The sequence below is a fragment of the Micromonospora sp. NPDC005171 genome (assembly GCF_040608575.1).
In the GTDB taxonomy this organism is placed as follows: domain Bacteria; phylum Actinomycetota; class Actinomycetes; order Mycobacteriales; family Micromonosporaceae; genus Micromonospora.
On sequence record NZ_JBEXIM010000001.1, the window covers coordinates 329,196 to 345,755 of the forward strand.

Sequence of the window (16,560 nt, forward strand, 5' to 3'; positions counted from 1 at the left end):
CCCGGCCGCATCAGCCGCCGGGTCACGCGGCCGGCCCGGTGTCACAGGCCGCCGGGGAGCCGTCCGGGCGCGAGTCGGTGCTCCGGATCCAGGTGCCGTTTCGCGGCTCGCAGCTGAGCCAGGCCGGCCAGCTCGCCCCAGAGGTCGACCGCCTGGCGGACCGGCGCCGGAGCGGACACCACCACGCAGCGGCCCTGCCGGGCCAGCAGCACGCCTCGGACGGCGGCCAGGATGGACGCCACCCGGTCGGCTGCCAGCGCACCGGGCAACGCCGCGTGCACCACACCCAGCCCGGCCGACCCGCGCACCGGCACCGGCGCGCCGGCCGCGTCGCGTAGCGCGTAGACGGCGGCGTGCAGGTCGCCGATCGGCACTTCCAGGCGCAGCGCCGTGTCACCTGGCGCGAACGGGTAGCGGCGCCACCACGTCGGTGCGGAGTGGGCGATCGTCGCCTCCCCGTGCAGCAGGCCGACCAGCCGCTCGGCTCGCTCGGTGACGTCGGCGGGGCCGCCCTCCAGCAGCACCACCAGGCTGCCGGCCCGGGACGGCGCACCGGCCCGGCCGGACATCGACGGATGGCGCTCCCGGGCGGTGGCCGACGGGTGACCGGGCGGGTACGGCGTACGGGGGCGAGGGGTGCCTCCGGGCAGGTCCAGCTCGATGGCCGACGGCTCCAGCCGAGCGGCGAGGATCGTCCGGACCAGGTCGTGCACCTCCAGCGGCGTCCACACCGGGCGGGACACCCAGAGCCTGCTGGCCGGCACCGGCTGCACCCGCAGACTCGCCGAGACCAGCACGCCGAGCGCGCCCTGCGAGCCGCAGAGCAGGCGGACCAGTTCGAGGCCGGGCGCGCCGCCGTCGACGCTGACCAGCTCGCCGTCGGCGGCGAGGTAACGCACACCGAGCAGTTGGTCGCAGGGGCTGCCGTGGCGGTGGCGCAGCGGACCGGCCTCACCGGCGGCGAGCACGCCACCCAGCGTCGCGCCGGGTGACGGGGCGTCCATCGCGAGCCGCTGCCCGGTGCGCTCAAGGGTGGCCTGCACCGCCCGCAGCGGCGTGCCGGCCCCCACGTCGGTCACCAGCGAGTCGACCGGCTCGTGACCGATGCCGGCCAGCCGGCCGGTGTCGAGCAGGATGTCGACCTGGACCGGCGTGGCACCCCAGTCGATCTTCGTGCCAGCGCCTCGGGGCACCACCGTCAGATCGTGCTTGGCGGCCAACCGCAGCACCTCGGCGGCAGCGTGCGGGCCGCCCGGAACTGCCACCCAGCGGGCCGGCCGCCCCGCCACCTCGTCGGCGGGCCCGGCCAGCCGGGAGAAGGGTGGACCGCAGATCGCCGCCAACCGCCGGGTTATCTCGAGGGCTCCGGACCGGCCGAGGGAACTCGCTGCTGCCGCCATGCCGGTCATCGTACATGTGTTCGAAAGCCGTGGTGGTGAGTATCGGGATGCCGCTGGTCCGGCGCGCTGCGGCTGCCGGCCGGTAACGTGGCCGCCGTGACCACCGAGACTGCCCCGCCCGCGGCGAAGCGGGTGCCCAGCGAGCGCACCCACCACGGCGACACCGTCATCGACGAGTACGCCTGGCTCGCCGCCAAGGACGACCCGGAGACGATCGCCTACCTGACCGCCGAAAACGAGTACACCGACGCGCGCACGGCCCACCTGGCCGGGTTGCGCGCCGACCTGTTCGAGGAGACTCGCCGGCGTACCCAGGAGACCGACCTGTCCGTGCCCACCCGCAAGGGCGGGCACTGGTACTACACCCGGACGGTCGAGGGGCAACAGTACGGAGTGCAGTGCCGCCGGGCGGTCCGCGACGGCGAGACCGACCCGCCGGTCAGCGCGGACGGCGCCCCGCTCGACGGCGAGGAGGTGCTGCTCGACGGCAACCTGCTGGCCGAGGGGCACGACTTCTTCTCCCTCGGCGCGTTCGACGTCAGCCCGGACGGTCGCTGGCTGGCCTACTCCACCGACTTCTCCGGGGACGAGCGGTTCACCCTGCGGGTGAAGGACCTGACCACCGGCGAACTGCTGCCCGACGAGGTGCCGGACACGTTCTACGGCACCGCCTGGTCGACCGACGCCTCGGTGCTGTTCTACGTGACGGTGGACGACGCCTGGCGGCCGAACCGGGTCTGGCGGCACACCGTCGGCTCCGCCGCCGCCGACGACGTGGTGGTCCACCAGGAGGACGACGAGCGGTTCTGGGTGGGGGTGGAGCTCACCCGGTCGGAGAAGTTCATCCTCATCGACGTGCACAGCAAGGTGACGAGCGAGGTGCTGGTGATCCCCGCCGGCAACCCGACCGGCGCGCCAGCCGTGATCGCGCCCCGCCGACAGGGCGTCGAATACACGGTGGAGCACCACGGCCACCGTTTCCTGATCCTGCACAACGACGGCGCGGAGGACTTCGCGCTGGCGTTCACCTCGGCGGACGCACCTGGCGACTGGGTGCCGCTGATCGAGCACACCCCCGGCACCCGGCTGGAGGCCGTCGACGCCTTCGCCAACCACCTGGTGGTGTCGCTGCGCACCGACGGGCTCACCGGGCTGCGGGTGCTGCCGGTGGGCAGTGACGACGGGTACGACATCGACTTCCCCGAGCCGCTGTACAGCGTCGGGTTGGACGCCAACCCGGAGTACCGCACCGGCCAGGTCCGGCTGCGCTACTCCTCGCTGATCACCCCCGACTCGGTGTACGACTACGACCTGGTCACCCGGCAGATGGTGCTGCTCAAGCAGAAGCCGGTGCTGCCCGGGCCGGACGGTCGACCGTACGACCCGGCCGAGTACGAGCAGCACCGCGACTGGGCGCTCGCCGACGACGGCACCCGGGTGCCGATCTCGCTGGTCTGCCGCGTCGGCACCCCCCGGGACGGGTCGGCGCCCTGCGAGCTGTACGGCTACGGCTCGTACGAGGCCAGCATGGACCCGTGGTTCTCGGTGGCCCGACTGTCCCTGTTGGACCGGGGTGTGGTCTTCGCCGTGGCGCACATCCGGGGCGGCGGTGAGCTGGGCCGACGGTGGTACGACCAGGGCAAGCTGCTGGCCAAGAAGAACACCTTCACCGACTTCGTGGCGTGCGCCCGGCACCTGGTCAAGGCCGGCTGGACGGCCAGCGACCGGCTGGTCGCCCGGGGTGCCTCGGCCGGTGGCCTGCTGATGGGCGCGGTGGCCAACCTCGCGCCGGACGCGTTCACCGGGATCGTGGCGCAGGTGCCGTTCGTGGACGCGCTCACCTCGATCCTCGACCCGTCGCTGCCGCTGACCGTCACCGAGTGGGAGGAGTGGGGCAACCCCCTCGACGACCCCGAGGTGTACGCGTACATGAAGTCCTACACGCCGTACGAGAACGTGGCCGCCGTTGACTATCCGGCGATCCTCGCGGTGACCAGCCTCAACGACACCCGGGTGCTCTACTCGGAGCCGGCGAAGTGGATCGCCCGGCTGCGGGCGGTCGCCCCGGGCGGCGACTACCTGCTGAAGACCGAGATGGGTGCCGGGCACGGTGGCCCGAGCGGTCGGTACGACTCCTGGCGCGAGGAGGCGTTCATCAACGCCTGGATCCTGGACCGCATCGGCCGCGCCTGACGACGGGCGGCGGCGATGACGGACGAGGACGAGCAGGGGTCGGCGCCGCGGCGTGCCTCCGCGTGGATGATCCTCGCCGTGGTCGCCGCCGCCCTGCTCGTCTGCTGCTGCTCCGCCGCAGTGGGCCTGCTGATCTCCTGGTCGGCGGGGCTCTTCCACACCCCGACCTGACCGGCCGGCGGCTGGCGCCGAAGAGGCTTCAGCCGCGGCCGGTGCCGACCAGCGCCGCCGCCTCGCCGGTGCGCACCATCCGCTGCCAGCGCAGCCGGTTACCAATCAGCGCGGTGACCACCGACTGCACCACCACCAGGTACATGAGCTGCCGGTAGACCAGTTGCTGGAACGGCAGCGCCCACAGCGGCCCGTACCGTTCCCGGTCCAGTCGCAGCGCGTACGCGGCGGTCGCCGCCTGGAGCAGCAGCAGCCCCGCCCAGGCCAGGGCGAGGGTCGACCAGGGCAGGAAGAGCAGGCCGTACACGGCGAACACGTCGACCGCCGGCGCGGTGAGCGGCAACACGATCTGGAACACCGTGAGGTACGGCAGGCCGCGCCGGCCCAACTTGCCGCCGGCACCCGACTCGCGCAACGCGTGCCGGTGCTTCCACATCGCCTGCATCGTGCCGTAGCACCAGCGGTAGCGCTGTCGCCAGAGCTGGCGCAACGACGACGGGGCTTCGGTCCAGGCGATGGCCGCCTCCTCGTAGACGACCCGCCAGCCGGCCCGGAGCACCTTCATGGTCAGGTCGGTGTCCTCGGCCAGCGTGTCCGACGGCACCCCACTCACCCGCAGCAGCACCTCACGGCGGAACGCACCGATAGCGCCGGGGATGGTCGGCATGCACTCCAGCACGTCGTACATCCGTCGGTCGAGGTTGAAGCCGATCACGTACTCCAGGTGCTGCCACCGGCCGAGCAGCCGACGCCGGTTGGCGACCTTGGTGTTGCCGCTGATCGCGCCCACCGACGGGTCGACGAAGCCCTGGACCAGCCGGTGCACGGTGTCCGGCTGGAAGACGGTGTCCCCGTCCACCAGCACCAGCAGGTTCGCCCGGGCGGCCCGGATGCCGGTGTTCAGCGCCGCCGGCTTACCGGCGTTGGCCTGCCGGATCACCCGTACCCCGCGCAGTCGCATCCGCTCGACGATGTCGGCGGTGCCGTCGTCCGACCCGTCGTCGACCACGATCACCTCCAGCGCCGGGTACGCGCTGGCCAGCAGGGACCGCACCGTGGCGGCGATGTTCGCCGCCTCGTTGTAGGCGGGCACGATCACCGAGACGGGTTCCCGCACCTCCGGCTGATACCGGCGGGGACGGCGAACCCGGCGCACGTGCCGCTGGGCGCAGAACACCTGCACCGCGAGACGGGCGACGCCGAGCACGAGCGCGGTGGCGAGCAGCACGTTCATCACGTCGGCCGACCAGCGGGCACCGGTCTGGGTCCAGCGCAGCGCGGTGCCGCTCAGCCGAGCGCCGACGCCCGCCGGGACCATCGACGGCGAGGCGTCGATGCCGGCGGAGACGGTGGTGAACCGGTAGCCCTGATCGCCGAGCGCGGGCAGCAGCCGGTCCAGCGCGGCGAGGGTTTGCGCCCGGTCACCGCCGCCGTCGTGCATCAGCACCACGGCTCCCCGACCCCGCTTCGGGGTGGCCGCCCGCACGATCTGGTCGGCTCCGGGGCGCTGCCAGTCCTTGGTGTCCAGGTCGGTGAGCACCGCGACGTGCCCGGCACCGGCGGCGGCGCGCAACGCGGCGTACTCGGGCCCGGTCAGCGCCGCCGGCACCGAGGAGAACGGCGGCCGGAACAGGGTCACCTCCCGGCCGGTGGCCGACGCGACCGCCTTGCGGGTCAGCGACAGTTCGAGGTCACGACGCCACGGCGACACGTCGGCGAGGTTGGCGTGGGTGAACGTGTGCGACCCGATCTCGTGCCCCTCGGCGACGATTCGCCGGACCAGTTCGGGATGCTCGTTGACCCGGGCGCCCACCACGAAGAAGGTGGCGTGCGCGCCGTGCCGGCGCAGCACGTCGAGGACCTGCGGCGTCCAGCTCGGGTCCGGCCCGTCGTCGAAGGTCAGCGCGACGGTGCGGTCCGGCAGCGCCCGGCTCACCGGTTCGGCGCGGTCCAGCCGCAGCACCGGGCCGCCCGATCCGACGGCGGCCGGGACGTCCGGCGCGGGCCGTGCGGTGGCGTTTCCCGAACCACCGGCGAGGCCACTCACCAGGCCGTTGACGGTGAGCGCCGCGAGCAGCAGGAGCAGCCCGAGCAGGAGCAGCAGCCAGTGTGCCCGAGGGTCACGGCGGGCCACGTGTCTCGCCATCGTCACTGCGGCTTACCGGGCGACCTGCTCGGCTTGGCGGTGTTGCGGTGCTCGTCGCCACGACCCGGTCGGTCGGTGGCGGACGGCGCCCCGGTGGCCGTGGCGGTCGTACCGGCCGTGGCTCGGTCGCCGGCGGTCGGGGTGGCACGCGGCAGCGGCACCGAGGTGCGGGTCGCCGGCGACGGCGGCGAGGTGGCCACCCGGGGCTGGTTGATGCCGTCCACGCCGGCCTCCACCGGGCGCGTCCCACGGGAGTCGTCCGACCAGCCGGGCAGCGACACCGAGGTGTCCAGGAAGAGCCCTGCGGCGATCAGGACGAGGCTGGCGAGCAGGCCAAGGCCCATGGCGGTGCCCGCGATGACGGTCAGCCGTCGACGACGCCCGGTGCCGTCGACGAACACCGGCGGGGCGGAGCCCGGTTGGTTGTGCATCTGGCGAACTCCCATGGTCACCGTGCCCGGACCGTCCGGTCCGACACCGGAGACCCGACCGTCCGGGCCTCCGGTGCACACAGCGGCACCGCCACCAGCGGTGTTACATCGACTCAGGCCGTGCGCAGCTCGTCCAGCGCGGTGCTGGCACGCAGGAAAAGCAGACCGACACCGACCGTCACCAGCACCGCGACCAGCGCACCGGCGCCGAGCCACGCCAGGTGCTCCAGGGGTACGGGGACGGCTCGCCGCACTTCGGGAATGTGCACGATCCGGGTGTACTGCGCCTGGGTGGCAGGGTTGTCGCAGAGCGCTGCCGTGGCCTCGCAGACCGTCGTCGTCGAGAAGCCGCCAGTTGACACCTCCGCGACGAGCCCTCGGCCGAGCAGCGTGCCCACTGTGAGCGCGAGCAGGATCGACGGCACTGCCGGCGTCAACGCCTGCCAGGCCACCGAGCGGCTCAGCGTGGCGCGGGGCACGCCGGTGGCGACCAACGCGGCGTACGCGCGTCGACGGGCGACGATCCCCTCGACCAGCGCGACGATCAGCCCGCCCGTCGCGATCAGGATGGCCACGGCGATCGCGCCGTCAACCAGATCCATCGTCGACAGGTAGAAGGGGTTGGCGCCGCCGTCCGCCCCGACGAGTCGGCTCTGCTCCCGCTCGAGCTGGTCCTTGGTGGCGAAGTAGGCGCGCTGGGCGGCTGCGCCCCCGCCGAAGATCAGGGCGGCGAGCAGCGCGGCGAACGTACGGCTCCCCGCCCACGGATCGGCCATCAGCCGGCCCGCCGCGAGCAGGGCCGGGGCGCGGCGGGCGTGCCGACGCAACAACCGCCCGCAGTGGTACGAGATCCAGCCGGTGCCGATCACCACTCCGATCATCGCCGCGAACGCGCCCACAGCAAACAGCAGCGGTACCAGCCAGGCCAATTCCTCGCTGTCGTCGAACCGATACACCACCGGGCGGATCACCGCGAACGAGACCACACCGAACCCGATCAGGAGCCCGGCCCATGGGCCCGGACCACGCTCGCGGGCCGCCTTGCGGCTCACCCCGAGCGGGCTGGTGGTGACCGTACGCAGCATCAGGGCGGTGGCCAGCGCCGCCACGACCGGCAGACCGAGCACCACGCCGGCCAGCGCTCCGACCGACGGCAGCACGTCGGTGGGCAGGGCCAGTTGACCTCGCGCGTCCGGCCGGTGCAGCAGGTCGCGGCCAACCAGGTAGACACCCAGCCCGACGAGCGTGCCGAGCAGAGCGGCCACGCCGGTCTCCAGCACCACAAGCCGGGTGACCTGCCCGGGCGTGGCGCCGGCCAACCGGAGCGCGGCCAGCCGGCGGTCCCGGGACGGCGCGCCGAGCCGGGCGCACTGACCGGCCAACGCCAGCACCGGGATCATCAGCATCAGCAGCGCGAACGCCGTGCCGCCGCGCAACCCGGGCTCGACCAGCAGCGCGTTGTGGTACTGCTCCGACCACCTGTTCGGGTTCTCATCCGTCGCCGCGGGCGTGGCGATGGCCAACACGGTCAGCGCCGCGAGCCCGGCCAGGGTCGCCAGCAGAGCGCTGAGCGCGGTGAGCACCACCCGGGCGGTGTCGGTGCGGGTGCCGACGAGTGCGAGGCGGACCAGCGTCGTCGGTCTCACCGGGTGCCGCCGGCCAGCGGCACGTCGAGCCCCAGGCCGGTGTGGTCCACCAGGCCGTCCCGCAACACGACCTCCCGATCGGCGTACGCGGCGATCCGCGGCTCGTGGGTGACCAGCACGACGGTGGTGCACTGCTCACGGGCGAGCCGGACCAGTTGGGTGAGGACCTGCTCACCCGTGAGCGTGTCCAGTGCGCCGGTCGGCTCGTCGGCGAACAGCACCCGAGGCTCGGTCACCAGTGCCCGCGCCGTGGCGCAGCGTTGCTGCTGGCCCCCGGACATCTCACCCGGCCGGACGTCGGCCACCTCGGCCACCCCGAACCTTTCCAGCCAGGTGAACGCCGCCGCCCGTGCCTCTCGCCGCCCCGTGCCGGCGAGGAGCAGGGGCAGGGCGACGTTCTCGGCGGCGGTCAACTCGGCCACCAGTTGACCGAACTGGAACAGGACCCCGAACTCGGTGCGCCGCAGCCGGGATCGGGCCGCCTCCGACCAGGTGTCGATGCGGTGCCCGCGCCAGGTGACCTCGCCGACGTCCGGGCGGAGGATCCCGGCCAGGCAGTGCAGCAGGGTCGACTTGCCGCAGCCGCTCGGCCCGGTGACGGCGACGATCTCACCCTCGGCCACGTCGAGCGTCACGCCGCGCAGCGCGGGCGTCGGGCCGTACGCCCGAACCACGCCGCGAGCCTGGAGTTGCGTCACGGATGCACCTCCCGGTGCCAGTCGGCGACCCGGCCCAGGGTGGCGTGCAGCCACCGCAGATCCGCGTCGAGGTGGGCGATCGCGAAATCGGCTGCGACCACGTCGCTGAGGGTGGCGGCCGGGTCGGCCTTGACCACTGTCAGCTCACGCAGCCGTGCGGTGTGCGCAGCCCGCTGGGCGATCAGGTACGACCGGGCCCGATCGACGTCGGCGACCAGCAACGCCACCACGACCTTGGCGAAGAGCGTGCTGGCCACGTACGGCATGGGCGGTTCCACGGTGGACAACCACTGGTCCAGCGTGTCCCGCCCCTGGTCGGTCAGCGCGTACGCCGTGCGATCCGGCCCGGCCACCCGGTCGTGCCCGGCGGCGGCCACCAGCCCGTCGCGTTCGAGGCGGCCGAGAGTGGCGTAGACCTGCCCGAAGGCCAACGGCCGAGCCCGCGGCAGCCGCTCGTCGTGCGCACGCTTCAGCTCATATCCGTGCCGGCTGCCCCCAGCAAGCAACCCGAGCAGAACATGCGGCGTGGACACCCGGCCCACTATTCACCCAGCGAATACCCAAGTCAACAACCACCCCCATCCCACCCCACCCCCTCCCACCTCACCCCGACCCCGTGTTATTGCGCAGACACGCCGAGACAGATGGCAACAACTTCACGATCAACGGGGGAACGGGCGGGGAGTTCAGGGGGTTTGGGGCCAGGTGGGGATGCGGCCGGTTTGGGTCAGGAGGTGGGTCAGGTCGGGGGCTGGAGCGGGGGTTGGGGTTGGTGTGGGTGGCGGGTCGGCGAAGACGCCCATCTTGCGGGCGGTGGGGGCCAACTGCTCCACCAGCGCGTGCAGCTCGGCCACCGCCTCTGGGGCCGGGTGGTACGGCTGGCCGGTGGCGACCGCGAGGTCCCAGCCGTGCACGGTCAGGTCCAGCAGGGCCATACCGCCGATGACAGGCTGCGGCAGGCCCATGCCCGGTGACACGCCTTCCAGCGTGGACGGATCCGACCAGGCGGTGATCAACCGGTCGGTCTCCACCTCGAAGCGGTCCCGCCAACCGTCGCCCAGGTGGTCGGGCTTCTCGGCCCACTCCACCTGTCGCCTCTGGGCCAGGTCCTGAAAGTTGACCACCACCTCGAAGAGGTGATTGAGCAGGTCACGGACCAGGTAGTCACTGCACGGTGTGGGCAGGTCCAGTTGGTCGTCGGAGATACCCCGCACCACATCGACGGTTCGCGGCGCCGCGGCCGCCAGCAGATCGCTAGTCTGAGTGGTCATAGGGCCAGCGTATGAGGGTGGTCTTGAACAAATGCGACAGCGACCGCGCGGCGACAGCCGGGGAATTCTCGACCCCGGGCGCCTGCTGCGCGAGGTGCGCTTCCGCCGGCACCTGCCGGCGGAGTCGCTGCGCCCGTGGGTCGAGCACTACTGGTTGATCGACTGGGTGTTGAGCACGCCGTTCGAGCAGCGGGTCGTGCCGCACCCGGCGGTGAACGTGGTGTTCCGGCGGGACGACGACGGGCCCGAGTCCGGCGAGGTCGCCGGGGTGGGTCGCGACCTGTTCCGGATCACGCTGAGCGGCACCGGCCGGGTGTCCGGGGTGCAGTTCCGCCCCGGCGGCTTCCACCCGTTCTGGCAGCACCCGGTGAATGAGCTGACCGGCCGCCGGGTGCCACTGCCCACCGGTCGGCTGGCCCACCCGGACGTCCCGGTGTGCGGGGGGACGCCCTCGGGACCACCCCCGTCGGCGGCCGACGACGACGAGCGCTGCCGGGCACTGGACGCCCTGCTCACCGCCTGGCAGCCGGAGCCGGACCCGACGGCCGAGGAGGCCGTCCGGCTGGCCGAGGCGATCCGTACCGACCGGACGGTGCTGCGCGTCGACGACTTCGCCGCGCGGCACGACGTCCCGGTCCGCCGGTTGCAGCGGCTATTCCTGGAGTACGTGGGGGTCGGGCCGAAGTGGGTGATCCGCCGCTACCGGCTCCAGGAGGCGGTCGAACAGGCCGCTGGTGGCCCACTGAGCTGGGCCGATCTCGCCGCCGACCTCGGCTACAGCGACCAGGCCCACCTGGTCCGCGACTTCACCGCCGTGGCCGGGGTGTCCCCCGCCGCGTACGCCCGCTCGGTGCGTTGAGGAAGCCGAGAGCTGACGGATCAGCGGCGGCGCAGGACGACCACGGCGACGTCGTCCTGAATCTCCGGTGGGGCCAGCTCCACCAGCAGTCGGGCGCAGAACTGGTCCAGGTCACCGTCGACCGTTGCGGCGACCGCTGCCAGCGCGGCCAGCCCCTCGTCGATGGTGGCGTCCCGCCGCTCGATCAACCCGTCGGTGTAGAAGACGAGCGTGGCTCCGGCCGGCACCACGAACTCCAGGTCTGCCGGGCGCGGCGCGCGGACGCCGAGCAGCGGCGCGGAGTGCTGCACGAACTCGACCTTGCCGTCCATGACCATCAGCGGCGGAAGGTGCCCGGCACTGGCCAGCCGGACCCGTCCGGTCGGCGGGTGCAGCAGCAGTACGCAGAGCGTCGCCAACTCGTTCGGCAGCAGGGTGCGCATCAGCTCGTTGACCCGGTGCAGGATCTCGCCGGGCTGGTGGCCCTCGACCGCGTACGCCCGCACCGCGTGCCGCAGTTCGGCCATCACCGTCGCCGCGTGCAGCGAGTGGCCGGCGACGTCCCCGATCGCCAGCAGCAGGTGCCCGTCGAGCATCACCAGCTCGTAGAAGTCGCCGCCCACCTCGGTCTGCGCGCTGGCCGGCTCGTACCGCACCGCGAGGTCCAGGCCGGCCACGGTGGGCAGCCCGCGCGGGAGCAGGCTGCGCTGGAGGGTGACCGCGATCCGGTGCTCCTCGTCGAACGAGCGCTGCCCCTCGACGGCCGCCGCCACCGCCTGAGCCAACTGCTTGAGCACCGGGGTCCGCGCGGTCTGGGTGGCGGTCGGGACCACCACATACAGCGGTGCGCGGTCCTCGCGCAGTCGGGCGGCGGCGACGGTCACCGTGTCGTCCGCCGGCCAGTCGACGAGCGCCCAGTTCGCCGGGGGCTCGACCCGGACGGTGGCGCCGGTGGGCACCCCGGTGTCGTCGACGACCCACGGCACCACGGCGGCCACCGCGCCGGGACCCGCGCAGACACCGGCGAGGCAGTCACCGTCGAAGGTTTCGGCGATCACCGCCGCCGGGCTCTTGAAGATCTGGGCGGCGCCCTCGGCAGCGGCCTCCAGCAGGCGCGCGAAGGTCGGCGCGGCATGCACCGCGACTGTCGTGTCGGCCAACCCGAGCAGCCGCTCGGCGAGCAGTTCGGCGCGCTGCCGGGCCTGGTAGTAGCGCAGCACCGCCCGGGTGGTGGCGATCAGCTCCTCGGGCTCGATCGGCTCGGTCAGGTACGCGTCCGCGCCCCGGGTCAGCCCCTGGGCGCGGTCGGCCACGTCCACGGCGTGCGCCGACACGTGGATCACCGGCATCGCCGGATGCCTCGCCTTGATCTGTTCGCAGACCTCGTAGCCGCTCAGGTCGGGCAGACGGACGTCGAGGACCACCAGGTCGATCTTGTCGATCTCGACCCGAGCCAGCGCCTCGGCGCCGTTCTCGGCCTCCAGCACGGTGAACCCGGCCCGGGTCAGCCAGCTGACCAGCAGGTAACGCTTGGTACGACTGTCGTCGACCACCAGGATGGTTGTCGGCATGCCGTCCACGCCGTCACGCCCTGCCTGTGGGCAGGGAGACGGTGAATGTGCTGCCCTGACCGGGCGCGCTGGTCAGCTCCAGTGACCCGCCGAGCAGCGTCACCAACCGCCGGGCGTACGGCAGACCGAGGCCGGTGCCGCCGACCCGGGTGGCTCCGGGGGTCTGGTAGAACTCCTCGAAGATCCGGTCGTGCAGCTCGGGAGCGATGCCCGGCCCGGTGTCGCTGACCTCGAACTGCCAACGGTCGCCGTGTTGACTGGCCCGCAGTCGCACCTCGCCGCGCTCGGTGAACTTCAACCCGTTGTGCAGCAGGTTGCGCAGCACCTGGCCGAGCAGCACCTCGTCGGTGCGCAGCACTGCCGGCCCGCTGGGCTCCTCCACGACCAGCTCCACCTCCGGGCGGGTGGCCAGTGCGCGCAGGGTGCCGCGGAGTTGACCGAAGACCGGCCGCAGGTCGACGTCGGTCAGGTCCGGCTCGATCCGGCCGGACTCCGCCTTGGCCAGGTCGAGGAGTTCGTTTACCAGGTTGAGCAGATCCGCCGCCGACGAGCGGATCAGATCGATCTGGCGGCCCTGCTCGTCGGTGAGCGGGTCGGAGGCGGAGTCGGTGAGCAGTCGCCCCAAGCCGATGATCGCGGTGACCGGGGCGCGCAGCTCGTGGCTCACGTTGGCCAGGAACCGGCTCTTCGACTCACTCGCCGCACGGAGCTGGGCCGACTTCTCGTCCAGCTCGGCGTAGAGGGCGACGACGCCGCGGTTGGTCTCCTCCAGCTCCTCGGTGAGCTGGTTGTAGAGCGCCAGCACCCCCCGGTTGGTTTCGGCCAGCTCCTCGTTCAGCACGGCCAGCTCGTCGCGCTGACTGCGCACCTCGTCCAGCGCGGCGATGAGCTGCCCGTTCTGCACGGTCAGCTCGTCCAGCGCACTGGTCGGCGCGGTACGGCCGAGTTCGGTACGGAACTCGGCGAGCCGCTCCGGGGTCGGCATCGGCGCGTTGGCCGGGACTCGTCGGGACATCCTCACGACCGTAACCCCCTCGACGGTCGACACGCTCAGTGTGTCAACCAGTCGGGCCACCGCGCCGGACTGCGGTTGGTAGCGGCCGTCCGGGAGCGGGGACACCGGGGCCAGGTCGGCGCGCAGGTGGAACCGGCCGTCGCCAGCCGCGTCGACGTGGAAGGAGACGTCCGCTCCCGCGGTCGTCCGCAGCAGATCCCGGGCGACCTCGCTGAGCGCTGTGGCGATCCGTACCTGGTCCTGGTGTTCGAGGCCGACCACCGCGGCCACCTCGCGCCCCCGCTGGCGGATGACGAAGATGTCCTGTTCGACCCGCAGCGCCATCTGCAGCAGCGGCAGCGCGGCCCCGCTCATGCCCAGGACCTCGCTACCAGTACGCAGGCGTCGTCCCGCCGCACACCGGCGTCGCGTAGCAGGGTCGCCGCCATGACCAGCGGGGATCGCTCCGCCAGGCCCGGGTAGTCGGTCAACCGCCACCGGTCAACCACCCCGTCGCTGTGCATCACCAGTCGGGCACCCGGACCGAACGAATAGTCGTACTCCCGGATGGTCGGCCGTTGGTGCCCGGCGATGCCGGGCAGCGACACCAGCCCCCGACGGTGGCCGTCACCCTCGACGACCGCGCCGGAGATGTTGCCCAGGCCGGCGTAGTGCAGCACGCCAGCCTCCGGCTTCAGCTCGGCGACGGCGAGCGCTGCGCCACGGGTGTGCGACATGCTCCGGTGCAGGTGACCGACCACCACCGCCGGTGGGCCGGCCGGCGCGTCACGGAACGCGGCCAGCGCCGCGTCGGTGGCGGCCCCGGCCAGCGGGCCGTGCCCCAACCCGTCACTCACCAGCACCTGGTGCCGCCCGTCGATGACCCGCACGGCGTAGCCGTCGCCGCTGATCGTCTCGCCGGTCAACGGTCGGGTGAGGGCACCCGCCCAGGACGGCCGGGCCGCCTCGGCAGGCCACACCTGCACGGCGAGGACGGTGCCCCGGCCGGGCAGCGAGTATCCGTCGAACCAGCTGGCCTGCCGCACGATGGCACCCAGACCGATGCCGAGGGTGCCGGTGGTCGAATGCCCGTCCTGAGACGAGACGGTCAGGTCGGCCATGCCGGGCCCGGAGTCGATGGCCACCAGTTCCACACCGGCCTGCCCGGCGCGGCGTACCGGCCGGAGCAGCAGGACACCCTCGTCGGCGTGCTTGACCAGGTTGCTGGTCAGCTCGGCGGCCACGATGGCGAGGTCGGCGATGCGCGCAGCCCCCATCTCCACCTGCGCGCCGAGACGCTCGGCGGCGCGCCGGACGGCGCTCGCCGCGCTGCTGGCCTCCACCCGGAACCAGATGCCGCTGTCGGTGACCGCGTCGGCGTTCACCTGGACCACTTGGTGACCGTGATCCGCGTGCCGGTCTCCGCTGACGTCTCGATCTGGAACTCGTCGACCAGCCGGCGGGACCCGCTGAGCCCGAGGCCGAGGCCGCCGCCGCTGGTGTAGCCGTCGGTCATGGCCAGGTCGAGGTCGTCGATGCCCGGCCCGGAGTCGGCGAACACGATCTGCACGCCCTTGCGTCGGCCGTTGTCCACCACCGTCACCTCGACCGACCCGCCGCCGCCGTACACCAGGGTGTTGCGGGCCAGCTCGCTCGCTGCGGTGACCACCTTTGTCTGGTCGACGAGGGACAGCTTGACGGACACCGCCACGGCGCGGACCAACTGCCGGACGCGCACCACGTCCTCATCGCTCCGGACCGACTGCGCCTGCGGCTGGCCCAGGTCGACGCCCGTGGTCACGGCGTGGCCGTCTCGGCGTCCGGTTCGTCGTCGAGCTGGTAGTCGAGCTCGTCGGCGTGGGCCGCCGCGATCAGCTCCATGCCGCGCTCGACGTTCAGCGCGGTACGGATGCCGTTCAGCGACAGCCCGAGTTCGACAAGGGTGATGGCGACGGCCGGACGCATCCCGACCACCACCGTCTCCGCGTCGAGCACCTTGGAGATCGACGCGATGGTGGAGAGCATCCGCCCGACGAAGGAGTCGACGATGTCCAGCGCGGTGATGTCGATGATGACACCGTGGCAGCCGGTGTCGACGATCCGCTCGGCCAGGTCCTCCTGGAGCTGGACCGCCGTCTGGTCGGACATGTCCAGCTGGATGGAGACCAGCAGGATGTCCCCGATCTTGAGGATCGGCACCCGCTCCATCAGACGTCCCGGCGCGGCTGGCGGCGGGCGGTCTCTACCCCGTTGAGTCGCAGCACGTGGCGCAGCGCGTCGGCGAGGCTCGCCTTGGTGGCGATGTCGCCGAACTCGATGCCGAGCGCCACGATGGTCTGCGCGATCTGCGGGCGGATGCCGGAGATGATGCAGTCGGCGCCCATCAGTCGGGCGGCCACCACGGTCTTCAGGATGTGCTGGGCGACCTGGGTGTCCACCGCCGGTACGCCGGTGATGTCGATGATCGCGTACGGCGAGCCGGTGTCGACGAGGGTCTGCAGCAGCCGCTCCATGACGACCTGGGCCCGGGCCGAGTCCAGGGTGCCGACCAGCGGCACGGCGACGACACCCTCCCAGAGCTTGACCACCGGCGTGGAGAGCTCGAGCAGCTGCTCGGCCTGGTCGGCGATCAGGCTCTCCCGGGTGCGGACGAAGCTCTCGAAGGTGAAAAGCCCCATCTCGTCGACAAGCTTCGAGAAGGCGACGTAGTCCTTCAGCGCGCCCGTGCCACCGGTCTCCTGCACCAGCTCGGCCAGCACGTCCTTCAACGCGAAGACGCTGATCGTGGTCTCGGTCGCGGAGAAGCCCTGCCGGGCCCGGCCACGTGACAGCTCGGAGAGCGTGGCGCGCAGTTCGGCGGCGCTGTCGACGGACAGGTCGATGGTGCCCTGCTCGCCGGTGGAGACGATGGCGCGGTGCAGATCCTGGACCTGTCGGCGCAGCTCCGCCTGGCTCAGCCGGCCACGCAACGAACTGGTGACGATCTCGGTCCACCGAGTCGTGACCCGTTCGTCCTGCCCCGTGAGCAGCGCGGCGAGCCGACCACTTTCTTCGGTGCTCAACGCCATTTCGAACCCCCTTGACCTGGACCGGGCGGACTCTATCACCGGGGCCTGACCAACTACTTGCCCCGTAGCAACGAAATGGCGATGGCCACGGATGACGGCTCCCGTGCTACCTCCGACCGTGGTCGTGGGATAC

General features: G+C 72.3%; 16 protein-coding genes. 3 read left to right on the forward strand and 13 right to left on the reverse strand.

The features are described from left to right. Positions 1-41 precede the first annotated feature (41 nt). Entirely contained in the window at positions 42-1,400 is a 1,359-nt protein-coding gene (locus ABZU74_RS01480) for an FAD-binding oxidoreductase (protein ID WP_355417018.1), read from the reverse strand. 96 nt (positions 1,401-1,496) lie between these two features. Here ABZU74_RS01480 and ABZU74_RS01485 point away from each other — a divergent pair, with 96 nt between their 5' ends. Together ABZU74_RS01485 and ABZU74_RS01490 are read left to right on the forward strand one after the other, a co-directional pair. Beyond that, positions 1,497-3,593 carry a S9 family peptidase gene (locus ABZU74_RS01485; RefSeq protein WP_355417021.1) on the forward strand — a complete coding sequence of 699 codons (2,097 nt, stop codon included), beginning with the start codon at positions 1,497-1,499 and terminating at the stop codon, positions 3,591-3,593. A 15-nt stretch (positions 3,594-3,608) separates the two neighbouring features. Next, positions 3,609-3,764 carry a hypothetical protein gene (locus ABZU74_RS01490; protein WP_355417024.1) on the forward strand — a complete coding sequence of 52 codons (156 nt, stop codon included), beginning with the start codon at positions 3,609-3,611 and terminating at the stop codon, positions 3,762-3,764. A gap of 28 nt (positions 3,765-3,792) precedes the next feature. Here ABZU74_RS01490 and ABZU74_RS01495 read toward each other — a convergent pair whose 3' ends face one another. The 6 genes from ABZU74_RS01495 to ABZU74_RS01520 form a co-directional block, all read right to left on the reverse strand. Continuing rightward, the gene (locus tag ABZU74_RS01495; RefSeq protein WP_355417027.1) at positions 3,793-5,910 is read right to left on the reverse strand and encodes a bifunctional polysaccharide deacetylase/glycosyltransferase family 2 protein; all 2,118 of its coding nucleotides are present in this window, start codon (positions 5,908-5,910) and stop codon (positions 3,793-3,795) included. A 2-nt stretch (positions 5,911-5,912) separates the two neighbouring features. Beyond that, positions 5,913-6,341 carry a hypothetical protein gene (locus ABZU74_RS01500; RefSeq protein WP_355417030.1) on the reverse strand — a complete coding sequence of 143 codons (429 nt, stop codon included), beginning with the start codon at positions 6,339-6,341 and terminating at the stop codon, positions 5,913-5,915. A 113-nt stretch (positions 6,342-6,454) separates the two neighbouring features. Then, entirely contained in the window at positions 6,455-7,987 is a 1,533-nt protein-coding gene (locus ABZU74_RS01505; RefSeq protein ID WP_355417033.1) for an FtsX-like permease family protein, read from the reverse strand. Beyond that, the gene (locus ABZU74_RS01510) at positions 7,984-8,685 is read right to left on the reverse strand and encodes an ABC transporter ATP-binding protein (protein ID WP_355417036.1); all 702 of its coding nucleotides are present in this window, start codon (positions 8,683-8,685) and stop codon (positions 7,984-7,986) included. Before ABZU74_RS01510 ends, ABZU74_RS01505 begins: the two co-directional genes overlap by 4 nt. Continuing rightward, positions 8,682-9,218 carry a PadR family transcriptional regulator gene (locus ABZU74_RS01515; protein ID WP_355417039.1) on the reverse strand — a complete coding sequence of 179 codons (537 nt, stop codon included), beginning with the start codon at positions 9,216-9,218 and terminating at the stop codon, positions 8,682-8,684. The genes ABZU74_RS01510 and ABZU74_RS01515 overlap by 4 nt, the downstream gene beginning before the upstream one ends. A 153-nt stretch (positions 9,219-9,371) precedes the next feature. After that, the gene (locus ABZU74_RS01520) at positions 9,372-9,956 is read right to left on the reverse strand and encodes a TIGR03086 family metal-binding protein (RefSeq protein ID WP_355417042.1); all 585 of its coding nucleotides are present in this window, start codon (positions 9,954-9,956) and stop codon (positions 9,372-9,374) included. A gap of 31 nt (positions 9,957-9,987) precedes the next feature. On the opposite strand from ABZU74_RS01520, the gene ABZU74_RS01525 reads away from it, so the two are divergent. Beyond that, on the forward strand, positions 9,988-10,815 hold the full coding sequence (locus ABZU74_RS01525; RefSeq protein WP_355417045.1) for an AraC family transcriptional regulator: 828 nt from the start codon (positions 9,988-9,990) through the stop codon (positions 10,813-10,815). A gap of 20 nt (positions 10,816-10,835) precedes the next feature. Here ABZU74_RS01525 and ABZU74_RS01530 read toward each other — a convergent pair whose 3' ends face one another. From ABZU74_RS01530 to ABZU74_RS01555, 6 genes are read right to left on the reverse strand one after another with little or no spacing between them, the layout of a single operon-like run. After that, complete coding sequence (locus ABZU74_RS01530; protein ID WP_355417048.1) at positions 10,836-12,365, reverse strand: SpoIIE family protein phosphatase; 1,530 nt, start codon at positions 12,363-12,365, stop codon at positions 10,836-10,838. Between the two features lie 13 nt (positions 12,366-12,378). Further along, positions 12,379-13,734 (reverse strand): sensor histidine kinase, encoded by a 1,356-nt coding sequence (locus ABZU74_RS01535; protein WP_355417051.1) that lies wholly within the window; start codon positions 13,732-13,734, stop codon positions 12,379-12,381. Further along, positions 13,731-14,744 carry a SpoIIE family protein phosphatase gene (locus tag ABZU74_RS01540; RefSeq protein ID WP_355418199.1) on the reverse strand — a complete coding sequence of 338 codons (1,014 nt, stop codon included), beginning with the start codon at positions 14,742-14,744 and terminating at the stop codon, positions 13,731-13,733. Before ABZU74_RS01540 ends, ABZU74_RS01535 begins: the two co-directional genes overlap by 4 nt. Continuing rightward, complete coding sequence (locus ABZU74_RS01545; protein ID WP_355417054.1) at positions 14,741-15,160, reverse strand: anti-sigma regulatory factor; 420 nt, start codon at positions 15,158-15,160, stop codon at positions 14,741-14,743. The genes ABZU74_RS01540 and ABZU74_RS01545 overlap by 4 nt, the downstream gene beginning before the upstream one ends. Beyond that, complete coding sequence (locus ABZU74_RS01550) at positions 15,157-15,567, reverse strand: STAS domain-containing protein (RefSeq protein WP_355417057.1); 411 nt, start codon at positions 15,565-15,567, stop codon at positions 15,157-15,159. The genes ABZU74_RS01545 and ABZU74_RS01550 overlap by 4 nt, the downstream gene beginning before the upstream one ends. Continuing rightward, on the reverse strand, positions 15,567-16,427 hold the full coding sequence (locus tag ABZU74_RS01555; RefSeq protein ID WP_355417060.1) for an STAS domain-containing protein: 861 nt from the start codon (positions 16,425-16,427) through the stop codon (positions 15,567-15,569). The genes ABZU74_RS01550 and ABZU74_RS01555 overlap by 1 nt, the downstream gene beginning before the upstream one ends. Positions 16,428-16,560: the final 133 nt, after the last annotated feature.

What these genes read in the sequence shown, in the direction of transcription:
- ABZU74_RS01520 (WP_355417042.1), bottom strand. Translation starts at nt 9,956, where the DNA reads ATGACCACTCAGACTAGCGATCTGCTGGCGGCCGCGGCGCCGCGAACC.
- ABZU74_RS01500 (WP_355417030.1), bottom strand. Translation starts at nt 6,341, where the DNA reads ATGCACAACCAACCGGGCTCCGCCCCGCCGGTGTTCGTCGACGGCACC.
- ABZU74_RS01555 (WP_355417060.1), bottom strand. Translation starts at nt 16,427, where the DNA reads ATGGCGTTGAGCACCGAAGAAAGTGGTCGGCTCGCCGCGCTGCTCACG.
- ABZU74_RS01495 (WP_355417027.1), bottom strand. Translation starts at nt 5,910, where the DNA reads ATGGCGAGACACGTGGCCCGCCGTGACCCTCGGGCACACTGGCTGCTG.
- ABZU74_RS01480 (WP_355417018.1), bottom strand. Translation starts at nt 1,400, where the DNA reads ATGGCGGCAGCAGCGAGTTCCCTCGGCCGGTCCGGAGCCCTCGAGATA.
- ABZU74_RS01490 (WP_355417024.1), top strand. Translation starts at nt 3,609, where the DNA reads ATGACGGACGAGGACGAGCAGGGGTCGGCGCCGCGGCGTGCCTCCGCG.
- ABZU74_RS01550 (WP_355417057.1), bottom strand. Translation starts at nt 15,567, where the DNA reads ATGGAGCGGGTGCCGATCCTCAAGATCGGGGACATCCTGCTGGTCTCC.
- ABZU74_RS01525 (WP_355417045.1), top strand. Translation starts at nt 9,988, where the DNA reads ATGCGACAGCGACCGCGCGGCGACAGCCGGGGAATTCTCGACCCCGGG.
- ABZU74_RS01530 (WP_355417048.1), bottom strand. Translation starts at nt 12,365, where the DNA reads ATGCCGACAACCATCCTGGTGGTCGACGACAGTCGTACCAAGCGTTAC.
- ABZU74_RS01535 (WP_355417051.1), bottom strand. Translation starts at nt 13,734, where the DNA reads ATGAGCGGGGCCGCGCTGCCGCTGCTGCAGATGGCGCTGCGGGTCGAA.